The organism is Thermohalobaculum sp. (genome assembly GCF_058622915.1).
Genome location: NZ_JBZSYN010000018.1, coordinates 1 through 11,909, shown reverse-complemented (window position 1 = coordinate 11,909; position 11,909 = coordinate 1). Strand labels below are relative to the sequence as shown.

Below are 11,909 nucleotides of genomic sequence, written 5' to 3'. Positions count from 1 at the left end.
CCCGACGGCGACAGGAGGGGGACCCACCATGCTGGACCGCACCGGAATGGACCGGCCGGGCCGGGGCAGGCTGGCGCACGCGCCGGCCGATCATCCCGCGATCGCGCCCGCGAAGGTGGGCGTGCTGATCTCCAATCTCGGCACGCCCGACGGCACCGACTACTGGTCGATGCGCCGCTATCTCGGCGAGTTCCTGTCGGACCGGCGGGTGATCGACTATGCGCCCTGGCTGTGGCAGCCGATCCTGCAGCTCATGGTGCTGACCAAGCGCCCGTTCTCCTCGGGCGCGGCCTATCGCAGCATCTGGAACGAGGCCGAGGACGAAAGCCCGCTGCTCACCATCACGCGCAGCCAGGCGAGCAGGCTGCGCCAGCGGCTCAAGGCCAAGCACGGCGCGCGCGTGGTGGTCGATTTCTGCATGCGCTACGGCAATCCCTCGACCGATGCGGCCATCCGGCGACTGCAGCGCCAGGGCTGCGAGCGGATCCTGTTCCTGCCGCTCTATCCGCAATACGCCGCCGCGACCACCGCGACGGCCAACGATCACGCCTTCCGCACGCTGATGCGCCTGAAGTGGCAGCCCGCGATCCGCACCGTCCCGGCCTATTACGATCACCCGCTCTACATCGAGGCGCTCGCCGCCTCGGTCGAGCGTGCCTATAAGGGACTAGACCAGCGGCCGGACGTCCTGGTGACCTCCTATCACGGCCTGCCCGAGCGCTATCTCGCCGAGGGCGACCCCTACCACTGCCAGTGCCGCAAGACCTCGCGGCTGCTGCGCGAGCGTCTGGGCATGGGCGAGGACGAGCTGGTGGTGACCTTCCAGTCCCGCTTCGGCCCGGAGGAGTGGCTCAAGCCCTACACGGTCGAGGAGGTGGCGCGCCTGGCCCGGGCCGGCCGCAAGCGCATCGCGGTGATGGCCCCGGCCTTCTCGTCCGATTGCGTCGAGACGCTGGAGGAGATCCGCGAGCAGATCCGCGAGAGCTTCCTCGACGCCGGCGGCGAGGCCTTCACCTACATCCCGTGCCTCAACGACGACGAGGCCCATATCGACCTGATCGAGGCGCTGGTCGCGCGCGAGGCGGCCGGCTGGCTGTGACGGGGCGGCTTTCCCGCCGCGGCTCAGCCGTGTAGGAAGGCCGGGTCGCCCGCGCCAGACAGGATCGCCAGCATGGAGACCGTCCGCACCGTTGCCGAGCTGCGCGCCCGCGTCCGCGACTGGCGCGGCGCCGGCGAGCGGGTCGCCCTGGTGCCGACCATGGGGGCCCTGCACGAGGGGCATCTCGAGCTCGTGCGCATCGGTTTGGCCCGAGCGGACCGGGCGGTCGCCAGCCTGTTCGTCAACCCCACCCAGTTCGGCCCGAACGAGGACCTCGCCGCCTATCCGCGCGAGGAGTCGCACGATGCGCAGATGCTCGCAGGCGCCGGCTGCGGCCTGCTGTTTGCCCCCACCGTCGGGGAGATGTATCCCGACGGCTTCGCCACGAAGGTGCAGGTCGAGCGGCTCACCGAGGTCCTGTGTGGCCCGCTGCGCCCGGGCCATTTCGAGGGCGTGGCGCTGGTGGTGACCAAGCTGCTCAACCAGGCGCAGGCCGATGTGGCGGTGTTCGGCGAGAAGGACTGGCAGCAGCTGGTGGTGATCCGCCGGCTGGGCCGCGACCTCGACATCGCCACCGAGATCGTCGGCGCGCCGATCGTGCGCGAGGCCGACGGGCTCGCCATGTCCTCGCGCAACCGCTATCTGGGGCCGGCCGAGCGCGCCGCGGCGGGGGCGCTGAACAAGGTGCTGTTCGCCGCCGCCGGGCGCATCGCGGGCGGCGCCGCGGCGGGCCGGGAGGCGGCCGCCGCCGTCGAGGCCCTGCTGGCGGCCGGCTTCGCTTCGGTCGACTATGTCGAGTGCCGCGCGGCCGAGACGCTCGCCGCGGTCGAGCGCTACGACCCGGCCCGCCCGGCCCGCCTGTTCGCCGCCGCCCGGATCGGGCGCGCCCGTCTCATCGACAACGTGCCGGTCGCGCCCGGCCCCTGAGGCGGGCCCCTGAGGCCGGCCCGTGGCCCCGGCCGATCCGGGCCCAGGCGCGCCCGGCCTAGCAGGCAGGTCCGGCGTCGGCGCGGCCGCGCGAGCCAGTGGCGGCGCCAGGGGGCGGGGCGGCGATTCACGCAACGATCCGCCGGACCGCTTCGGCAGACCCATGCACCGCGGCCGGGCCCCGGGTCGGCAGGGCAGGCGTTCGCCGTCCGTGAAATTCGAAACGGGAGAACCCGTGGCGGATTGACGTGGACCTTTCCGGCACGCGGAAATCCTGTCGCCGATGGGATGCTGGGCGGCGCGCGCGCCGCCGGCGAGCCGTCAGCGCGCGCCGAACCCCGTGCAGACCACGTGGATCGTGCGCCACAGCACGTAGCTCTCCATGCGCAGGCCAGTCGCGGAGATGTATTCGAGATCCAGCCGGGTCTTGGCGCTCGTCGCGTCGACGCCCTCGGCATAGCCGCCGTCGACCTGCGCGAGTCCGGTAATGCCGGGCAGCACGCGGTGGCGCTGGCGGTAGCCGGGGATCGTGTCGACGTAATGGATGGCATGTTCCCAGTAATCGGGACGCGGCCCGACCACGCTCATGTGGCCGGCCAGGACGTTGAGGAATTGCGGCAACTCGTCGATCCGGCTGCGCCGCAGGAACTGGCCCAGGGGGGTGATCCGGTCAGCCTCGAGCGGGTCGTCCGGCCCGCGCGAGATGCGCCCGATCGGCCGCATCGTGCGGAACTTGATGGCGCGGAACGCACGACAGCCGAACCCCATGCGCGTCTGCACGAAGAACAGGCTGCCGGGGTTCCAGATCGGGTTCGCGATGAGAAGGGCGAGGGCCGCGACGGCAACCACGGGCAGCGCCGCAATCGAGACCAGAATGTCGAACACGCGTTTCGCTGCGGCGAAGGCCCTGGATCCTGGCGGGCTCACTTCCAGGATACCCGGCTGGGCGCTGGGACCGATCACGAAATCGACATCAAGTCGATGGAGCCGCTTGTTCATTTTTCTATCGTCCCACTACTCGGCAACGCGACAAACCCCGGGGTCGGCAAACGCATCGGTCCCATGAAAGCGAACAGCTTCCCATCGTACTAGAGAATCGCATGCGTGACGCGCCGTTCTCCCACTTCGCTACGCCCCACAACGCCCTGTGCGATGTGGGCCAGACGACCATCACTGCCCGATTGTTTTATATTTACGCAACCTATCATAGAATTGATCCAAGTCTTAGCAATTTCAAAATACTGCGACACTGCGACCTGAGGCGGCCGGTCCGGACGTGCCGGGCGCCCCCCTGTGCGCCCCCCTGTGTGCCGCCGTGGGTGCCCCCGTGGGTGCCCCTGTGGGTGGCCGCGCCCTGCCCACCTTTGCGGTGCCCGGGCGGGCAAAGGAGACGCAGCGAGTTTGCCGCCGCTTTATGAATAGGAAAGTTAACATTTTCGATACAAATGTCTGCCGACATTGGTTAATTTTTCGTTTCACTTTCTTCGGTCGGGAGGCCCCGCTCGGTGCTGAAAGAGCCAGCGCCCAGGGCGGGCAACGCCCTGCGGGCGCCGGTGTCCGGCCGTCACTCGCGGGGCTGCGTTGCGGGGCTGCGTCGCGGGGGCGCGGTCTGCCCGGCGCGGCCGTGGCTCCCGGCCGTCGGCCTCTGCGAGACGCGATCCGTCCGGCCGGCCAGCGCGATTCGCGCATTTCTTCAAGTGCGGCGATTCGAAAAGATTCGCCCCGGGCGGGAAAGCGCGGCCAGGGCGGGGAATGCCGGCGGGGGAATCGCGGCCGTGGCCACCGGGGCGCGGTCGCACCTTGCGTTCCAAGGACGAGATGAATATCCGAGGTGCCGTGCGGTGGCCGGCGCGACGGCAGGCGCGGGACTGTGCCAGGCAGGCGCCCCGTCAAGAAGGGACAGGGCGCGAGTGACCAGCTGCGGGAGCGAGACGTGCTGAACTTCATTCGCCGGCTCCGGGGAGGTCCTGCGCCCGAGCCGTTCACGGCGCCGGTCGAGACCGGCGGTGACGTCGTCTACGCGGTCGGCGATATCCACGGTCGCTACGACCTGCTCGAACAGCTGCTCGAGCAGATCCGCAGCGACGCCGGCCCGTCGGCGGGGGCGCCGCGGATTGTCTTTCTCGGCGACTACATCGATCGCGGCGAAGGGGTGCGGCAGACGCTTGATCTTCTCGTCGATTTCGCGGCGCGGCGCGACGCCGAGCCGGTGTTTCTCATGGGCAACCACGAGCAGATGCTGCTTCGCTTCCTCGACGATCCCGCTGCGGGAGAGCGCTGGCTGCGCTTCGGCGGCCTGCAGACGCTCGTGAGCTACGGCGTCGCCGCTTCGCCGGGCCTGCGCGACTCGCTCGAGGCGCTGCGGGTGCGTGCGGAGCTGAGCCGGGCGCTGGGTCCGCATCTCGACTTTCTCCGGGCGCTCCGGCTCAGCCACCGGGTCGGAAACGTTCTCTTCACCCATGCCGGCGCCGATCCGGCGGCCCCCGCCGGGGAGCAGGAGACGCAGACCCTGCTGTGGGGCTCCGAGCGCTTCCTCGCGACGGACCGCCAGGACGGCATCTGGGTCGTGCACGGCCATATCGTGGTCGACCAGCCGAGCGCCGAGCGCGGGCGCATCTCGCTCGATACCGGTGCCTATTTCTCGGGTCGCCTGACGGCCGCGCGGATCGTCGATGGCGACGTGACCTTCCTCGCGACCGAGCCGGGCAGCGAGCTCGGCGACAGCTGAGGCCGTCGCGCCGGTGCGACGGGCGCACCGCGCCGAGCTTGGGCCGCCCGGGTCGGACCGCCCGGGTCGGACCGCCCAGGTCGGGCCGCCCAGGTCGGGCCGCCCAGGTGGGACGGCCCGGGGCGGAGCGTCGCCCCGGGCGGGCGGCGCTCCGGTCACGCGGTCCGCGCGTCAGGCCCCGCTCAGCGTGGTGGCCTGGAAGAAGATCTGCGGCACGATCTGGCTGAGGATCCGGTTCCAGCTGGTGATCGGCTGCTCGCTGACGAACACCACGTCGTTCGGGTGAATCTGGAACTGTGTCGCGACCGCCAGATTCACGGCGTTGCCGGCGTTGAGGTGATAGGCGGTGACGCCGCCGAACTTCCCGGGCGCCGTCGCCCTGCGCAGCACGTAGATCTGGCCGTAGTCACCCGTCTGGATCTTGATGCCGCCCTTGTCGAACAGCACGTCGGCGAGGTTGGCGGTGCGCTCGAAGGGCAGGGCGAAGCGGCCCGGCTCGGCGACCTCGCCGGCCCGGTAGGCATAGGGACGGTCGACGGCGCCGAGCTCGACCCGGTCCTTGAAGGCCAAACGCTCGTCGCTCAGGCGCTGCAGATCGTTCGCCTGGCGCGCCTCCTTGAGCTGCTCGATCGAGATGGCATAGTCGGTCGAGCGGGTGGTCTCCTCGCGCAGCTTGATCTGCTCATCGAAATAGCGCTGCGCCTCGGTCTCGCGATAGGGGTTGCCGACGAAGACGCTGTCGCCATCGACCAGCCGGATGTTGCGCGCCTTGGGATCGCTCGTGTAGCGGTCGACGGGGAACTCGTAGATCTTGCCGTTGCGGAAGATCTGGATGGTGCTGGTGTCCGGGTTCGGCGTCGCGAGTCCCCCGGCCAGTTCGATCGCCTCGTCCAGATGCAGCGGCTTGAGCGTGATCGGCTCCACCGTCGGCTTGTTGACGAGGCCGCCGACGGAGACCTGCTGTGACTTGAATTCCGAGATTTCGAGCGAGAAGGCCGGCTCGATGTTCGCCGCGACGAGGGCCTGGAACACGGCCGCCTCGGCATCCTGCATGCTCAGCCCGGCGACGTGCACGCGCCCGGCGTCGGGAATGGCGATGGCGCCGTCGTCTTGCACGGTATAGCCCTGACGGTTGGCCTGGGCCTGGATCAGGCCGGGCAGCTGATCGACGCTCGTCACCGTCTGGCGGATGGCCAGCGTCAGCACATCGCCGATCCCGATATGATAGGGGCCGGACGGGGCCGCCGGCGGCAGCTCGCCGTGCCGGATCTCGGGCCGCGCCACGCGCTGCGCCGTATTGCCGGGAAGGGGCGGCAACTTCGGCACATGCAGGCCCAGCTCCGCGGCCTTGACCGCGGCATCGGGCCGGAACGCCGGGGGCAGGCGCGGCGGCACGTAGGGCTCGAGGTTGGCGGCGGCCGCGGTTTCCTGTGTCAGCTTGACCACGCGGACATGGTAGTCGGTCCCGTAGGACGCTCCGTACGGCAGCCCGTTATGCACCACTGGCGAGGTGTAGACCACGCCGCAGCCCCCCAGTGCCAGAAGCGCCGCAACCGTCATTGAAGTCCGTCTCATGCGCTGATCCCCTCTCTCCCCGCAGGTCCGGCGAGGAATTGCCGCCGGCCCCGCCGCTCTCTTAGCACCCGCCTCCGCGCCGGTTAAGCGCGAAGTTTCTCACCTGGGCTTCATCGGGGGCACTGGGCCGCGCTATGTTCCCATAAGGTCACGTCCGGAATCCGCGCATGCACAGGCCCGAGAGCTATCCCTCGCCGAATTTCGGCCCGCGCCGGCGCGGCGCGGTGCCCGACATGGTGGTGCTGCACTACACCGGCATGGCGGACATGGACGCGGCCCTGGCGCGGCTGGCGGATCCCGCGAGCGAGGTCAGCAGCCATTACGTGGTCGCGCTCGACGGGCGCGTCCTGATGATGGTGGACGAGCAGATGCGCGCCTGGCACGCCGGCGCGGCGCGCTGGGGCGGCGTCACGGACGTCAACTCGCGCTCGATCGGCATCGAGATCGTCAATCCCGGCCACGAGCTCGGCTACCCGCCCTATCCGGAGCCGCAGATCGCGGGGCTCGAGGCGCTGCTTGCGGACATTCTCGCCCGCCGCGCCATCGCGCCCGAGCGCGTGGTCGGCCATGCCTGCGTCGCGCCGGGGCGCAAGCGCGACCCCGGCGAGAAGCTCGACTGGCGCCGCCTGGCGCGCCGCGGCCTCGCCGTGTGGCTCGACCCGGAGGCAGGCCAGGTGGCAGGCCAGGAGGCAGGCCAGGAGGCAGACCCGGACGGCGGGCCGGACGAAGCCGCCCGCTTCCAGGCGGCGGCGCGGCGCTTCGGCTATGGCGCGCCGGAAGGTGGCAACTGGGATGCGGCCACGCTGGCGGTGTGGCAGGCCTATCTCGCCCGCTTCTGGCCGGCACGCGCGGGCGCCGCGCCCTTCGCCGCCGGCGTCGCGCATCTCGAGCGGCTCGCCGCGCGCTGGCCCTGCCGCTCTTGACCGGTGCGGCCGCCACGCGTACCTGAGGGGCGGCGGATGGCCGGATGGCCGCGCGTCCCAACGGGCGCGAGGAAAGTCCGGGCTCCACGGAGGCACGGTGCCGGGTAACGCCCGGCGGGGGAAGGGGCGACCCGAACCCCAGGGAAAGCGCCACAGAGAACAGTCCGCCGGGGCTTGCCCCGGCAAGGGTGAAACGGTGGGGTAAGAGCCCACCGCGCCCCCGGCGACGGGGGCGGCACGGCAAGCCCCACCGGGAGCAAGGTCAGATAGGGACATCAGGGCTCAGGCCCGGGGCCGCCTCCGGCCCGATGTCCGGGTGGACCGCACGAGGCCGCGGGCGACCGCGGTCCCAGATGAATGGCCATCCCCCCGCACTCCGGGCAATCGGGGGCGCGGGGGACAGAACCCGGCTTACAGGCCATCCGCCGCTTCTCGACACGCCCAAAGGAAAAGACGGCCGGGGGGACGAGCCCGCCCGGCCGATCGGTTCCGTGGGACGTGGAACCTGTGCTGTGTACGCAAGCCTGCAGAGAGGGAGTTGCACTGCAGGCAAAAGTGAGTAAACCATAAAGTGGGATAAAGTGGAAGAAAAAATCCTTGAAGTGGTAGAAAATGGTGTGTATACATGATTCCGAGGCGCCCGCCGGAACGCAAAACGAGATCGAGGCAGTTTCATACAGGCATCGGCGGGCGCCCCTGACACACACACGGACGTGACAAGGGCGGCGGACGACAACCAGACCAAAGGCAGGGTCGAGCCGGACTGAGGGACAGAGGGCGGACTGTCAGGCATTGAGCCCGGTCCGCCCTTTCACGTTCGGGGGCCCGGACCGCCGCCAGGTGCGGCCGGGGACCGGGCCGGGGCAGGTGACGGGGGTGGCGTGGGACCGTGCTGAAGTACTTCACCGGCAGCGCGACGCACAGGGTGGACGCGAAGGGTCGCGTCTCGCTCCCCGCCGAGTTCCGCAAGGTGCTCGAGGCGCTGGGCTCGACCCATGTCTTCATCCTGCCGCAGATGAACCATCCCGACGCCCATACCGGCTTCTCTCAGACCGGCTACCAGGCGCTCGTCGACCAGCTCGAGGAGCAGGATCTCAGCTGGGAGGAGCAGGAGGCGATGGCGTTGCGCTACGTCACCAACGCGCGCCAGATCCCGGTGGACGAGGCCGGCCGCATCGTGCTGTCCAGGGACCTGCGCGAGCAGATCGGCGTCTCCGACGAGGTGCGCTTCGTCGGCCACATGTCGGAGTTCCAGCTGTGGCAGCCGGGCCGCCGTGACGTCTTCGAGGCGGGCATCCGCGACGGCAGCATCGAGGTCGCCAAGCGGTTCCGGCCGCGAAAGCTGCACGGATGAGGACGCCGCAGCCATGAACGCGGAGGCGCCGCATCATGTCCCGGTCCTCCTGGCGGAGGTGCTCGCGGCGCTCGAGCCGATCCGGGGCGGGGTGTTCGTCGACGCCACCTTCGGCGCCGGGGGCTATGCCCGCGCCCTGCTCGAGCGCGGCGCCGCGCAGGTGATCGGCATCGACCGCGACCCCGACGCGGTGGCGGCGGGCCGCGCGCTGGCCGAGGCCCATCCGGGCAGGCTGGTTCTGGTCGAGGGGGTCTTCGCCGAGCTCGACCGCATCGCCCAGGCCCATGCGCGCGGGCCGGTCGACGGCGTCGTGCTCGACCTCGGCGTCTCCTCGATGCAGCTCGACCGGGCCGGCCGCGGCTTCTCCTTCCAGCACGAGGGGCCGCTCGACATGCGCATGTCGCGCTCCGGCACCTCGGCCGCCGACCTCGTCAACCGCGCCGGCGAGCGCGAGCTCGCCGACATCCTGTTCCAGCTTGGCGAGGAGCGTGCCGCGCGCCGTATCGCCCGCACCGTGGTCGCGGCCCGCGCGCGGGGGCCGATCACCACCACCGCCGAGCTCGCCGGGATCGTCTCCCACTGTCTCCCACGCCCCAAACCGGGCCAGGTCCACCCCGCGACCCGCACCTTCCAGGCACTGCGCATCGCGGTGAACGACGAGCTCGGCCAGCTCGTTGCCGCGCTGGCCGCCGCCGAGGCCGTGCTGGCGCCCGAGGGGCGGCTGGTGGTGGTCACCTTCCACTCGCTCGAGGACCGCATCGTCAAGCGGTACCTGCGCATCGCCTGCGGCCGCGAGGGGCAGGGCTCGCGCCACGCGCCCCGGCGCGCCGCGCCGCCGCCGCCGCGCTATGTCCGCCCGGCCAGCGCCACCCCGGGCGCGGCCGAGCTCGAGCGCAACCCGCGCGCCCGCTCGGCCCGGCTGCGCGCCGCGGTGCGCACGGCGGCGCCGGCCGCCGCCATCGAGCCCGCCCGTCTCGGCCTGCCGCGCGCGCCGGTGGCCGCGGCGCTCGGCCTGGGGGACCGGCCATGAGCCGGCTCGGCTTCGCCCTGTCCATGCTCGCCGTCGTCGTCGCGGCCGCCTGGACCTACAACGTGAACTACCAGACCAAAAAGGCGCTCGCCCGGGTCGATCACCTGCGCGGCCAGATCGCCGACGAGCGCGACGCGGTGGAGGTGCTGCGCGTCGAGTGGGCCTATCTCAACGCCCCGGACCGGCTGGAGCGCCTGGTCGCCATGAACAATGACCGGCTCGACCTGGTGCCGATGACCCCGGATCATTTCGGCGACCTCGCCGCGATTCCCTATCCGCCGCCGCCGCCACCGGCACCGCCGCCACCCGCAGCGCCCGCGGCCGGCGCGCCCGCGCCCGCCGGGCCGCTGGCCCAGGCAGGCCCCGAGCCGCCGCTGGTGCTCTCCGAGCTTGCGCAGGCAGCCGTCGCCCCCGCGCCGCCGGCGCAGCGTCCCGCGGGCTGGAGGCCCCAGTGAGCGACGCCGCGGCCCCGTCCCGCGCCCTCGCGCCGGGCCGGGTCCGCGCGGCGACGCGTCCGCGCGACGACTGGCGGCTCGTCGTCGTCATGCTGTCGGTGTTCCTGTGCTATGCCGCGGTGGCGGTGCGCATGGGGGTGATCGCGCTCGACGACCCGGCCGAGCCGAGCCTCACCCACAGCAGCGTCGAGATTCCCGTGCGCGGCGAGATCACCGACCGCAACGGACGCCTGATCGCCGCCAACCTGCCGGCCTTCTCGCTCTATGCCCATCCGCACGACATCAAGGACCCCGCCCGGGTGGCGAAGGGGCTCGCGGCGATCTTCCCCGACATGAGCGAGCAGGGGCTGCAGGCGCTGCTCAGCCGCGACGCCAACTTCGTGTGGGTGCGCCGCCCGATCACCCCGGCCGAGCGCCAGCAGGTGCTCGACCTCGGCGACCCGGGGCTCAAGTTCGGCTCGCGCGTGATGCGCATCTATCCGCCCGGGCGCGTGGTCTCGCACATCGTCGGCGGCGTGCGCGCCGCCGCCGAGGGGGTGCACTATGCCGAGCTGGTCGGCGCGGGCGGCGTCGAGGGCTATTTCGACAAGCGCCTGCGCGACCCCGCGCGGGTCGGCCAGCCGCTGGCGCTCTCGATCGACCTGAGCGTGCAGGCAGCGCTGCGCGACGTGCTCGCCGCCGGCGTCACGCGCTACACCGCCAAGGGCGGGGCCGGCGTCCTGATGAACGTGCACACGGGCGAGCTCCTCGCCCTGGTCTCGCTGCCCGATTTCGACCCGAACGCCGAGCCCGCGCCCTTCGCCGGGCCGGCCCAGCTCAGCCCGCGCTTCGACCGCGCGGTGCAGGGCCGCTACGAGCTGGGCTCGACCTTCAAGGTGCTGACCATCGCGATCGCGCTCCAGACCGGCGTGGCCACGCCCGACACCATGATCCGGACCGGCGAGCCGCTGCCCTGGGGGCACTTCCGCATCACCGACATTCACCACATGCCGCCCAAGATGACGCTCACCGACGTGGTCGTGCACTCCTCCAATGTCGGCGCGGCGCGGCTCGCGCTCAGGGTTGGCACGCCTCGCTTCAAGGATTATCTCAAGCGCCTGGGCATGTTCGACCCGCTCCCGCTGGAGCTGGCCGAGGCCCGGCGCGCGGCGCCGCTGCTGCCGCCCAAGTGGACGGACCTCTCGACGATGACCATCGCCTTCGGACACGGCCTGGCCGTCTCCCCGGTGCATCTGGCCGCCGCCTACGCCACCATCGCCGATGGCGGGCGACAGGTGAAGCCGACTTTGGTCAAGGGCGGGCACCCCCCGGGCAAACAGATCTTCTCGGCCCAGACCTCGCGCGAGGTGATGCAGATCATCCGCCAGGTGGTGACCCGCGGCACCGGGCGGCGCACAGACGTCGCCGGCTACGATGTCGGCGGCAAGACCGGCACCGCCGACAAGGTCCGCCCGACCGGCGGCTACTACAACGACAAGGTGATCTCCACCTTCGCCTCGGTGTTCCCGACCTCCGATCCGAAATACGTGCTGGTGATCTCGCTCGACGAGCCGACGGACCACTCCGGCAAGTTCATCTCGCGCGAGGCCAGCCGCACCGCGGTGCCGGTCACCGCGGATGCGATCAAGCGCATCGCCCCGCTCCTGGGGCTGTGGCCGCGGCCCGCGGACACGCCCGACGGCGCCTCCGCGGTCACCACCGCCAGCCGCTAGGACCGCGCGATGACCGCGCCGCGCGCCCCCACGCCCGCCCCCACGCCCGCCCCCGCGCCCGCCCCTGCGCCCCCCCGCACGCTCGCCGGCCTCGGCCTCGCCGGGC

At 71.5% G+C, this 11,909-nt stretch carries 10 protein-coding genes and 1 other RNA gene; 9 read left to right on the top strand and 2 right to left on the bottom strand.

The window, feature by feature from the left end:
• Positions 1-28 precede the first annotated feature (28 nt).
• Both hemH and panC read left to right on the top strand, forming a co-directional pair.
• Positions 29-1,099 (top strand): ferrochelatase, encoded by a 1,071-nt coding sequence (gene hemH / locus AC32QD_RS01285; protein ID WP_492008669.1) that lies wholly within the window; start codon positions 29-31, stop codon positions 1,097-1,099.
• Between the two features lie 72 nt (positions 1,100-1,171).
• The gene (panC, locus tag AC32QD_RS01280) at positions 1,172-2,026 is read left to right on the top strand and encodes a pantoate--beta-alanine ligase (protein ID WP_492008668.1); all 855 of its coding nucleotides are present in this window, start codon (positions 1,172-1,174) and stop codon (positions 2,024-2,026) included.
• A gap of 321 nt (positions 2,027-2,347) precedes the next feature.
• Here panC and AC32QD_RS01275 read toward each other — a convergent pair whose 3' ends face one another.
• Positions 2,348-3,025 (bottom strand): sugar transferase, encoded by a 678-nt coding sequence (locus tag AC32QD_RS01275; protein WP_492008667.1) that lies wholly within the window; start codon positions 3,023-3,025, stop codon positions 2,348-2,350.
• A gap of 934 nt (positions 3,026-3,959) precedes the next feature.
• On the opposite strand from AC32QD_RS01275, the gene AC32QD_RS01270 reads away from it, so the two are divergent.
• Entirely contained in the window at positions 3,960-4,754 is a 795-nt protein-coding gene (locus AC32QD_RS01270) for a metallophosphoesterase (protein ID WP_492008666.1), read from the top strand.
• 171 nt (positions 4,755-4,925) lie between these two features.
• Here the strand turns inward: AC32QD_RS01270 and AC32QD_RS01265 are convergent, their stop codons facing one another.
• Positions 4,926-6,329, bottom strand: coding sequence for a polysaccharide biosynthesis/export family protein (locus tag AC32QD_RS01265; protein WP_492008665.1), 1,404 nt, complete (start codon positions 6,327-6,329; stop codon positions 4,926-4,928).
• 167 nt (positions 6,330-6,496) lie between these two features.
• Between AC32QD_RS01265 and AC32QD_RS01260 the strand changes: the two genes are divergently transcribed.
• From AC32QD_RS01260 to AC32QD_RS01235, 6 genes are all read left to right on the top strand, one after another.
• A complete protein-coding gene (locus AC32QD_RS01260; protein WP_492008664.1) occupies positions 6,497-7,252 on the top strand; it encodes an N-acetylmuramoyl-L-alanine amidase in 756 nt (251 codons plus the stop codon).
• 32 nt (positions 7,253-7,284) lie between these two features.
• An RNA gene (gene rnpB, locus AC32QD_RS01255) (RNase P RNA component class A) lies at positions 7,285-7,682 on the top strand.
• A gap of 459 nt (positions 7,683-8,141) precedes the next feature.
• On the top strand, positions 8,142-8,606 hold the full coding sequence (locus AC32QD_RS01250; RefSeq protein ID WP_492008663.1) for a division/cell wall cluster transcriptional repressor MraZ: 465 nt from the start codon (positions 8,142-8,144) through the stop codon (positions 8,604-8,606).
• Between the two features lie 13 nt (positions 8,607-8,619).
• Complete coding sequence (rsmH, locus tag AC32QD_RS01245; RefSeq protein WP_492008662.1) at positions 8,620-9,636, top strand: 16S rRNA (cytosine(1402)-N(4))-methyltransferase RsmH; 1,017 nt, start codon at positions 8,620-8,622, stop codon at positions 9,634-9,636.
• Positions 9,633-10,091, top strand: a complete 459-nt coding sequence (gene ftsL / locus AC32QD_RS01240; protein WP_492008661.1) for a cell division protein FtsL — start codon at positions 9,633-9,635, stop codon at positions 10,089-10,091. The genes rsmH and ftsL overlap by 4 nt, the downstream gene beginning before the upstream one ends.
• Positions 10,088-11,803 (top strand): peptidoglycan D,D-transpeptidase FtsI family protein, encoded by a 1,716-nt coding sequence (locus AC32QD_RS01235; RefSeq protein WP_492008660.1) that lies wholly within the window; start codon positions 10,088-10,090, stop codon positions 11,801-11,803. The genes ftsL and AC32QD_RS01235 overlap by 4 nt, the downstream gene beginning before the upstream one ends.
• Positions 11,804-11,909 lie beyond the last annotated feature (106 nt).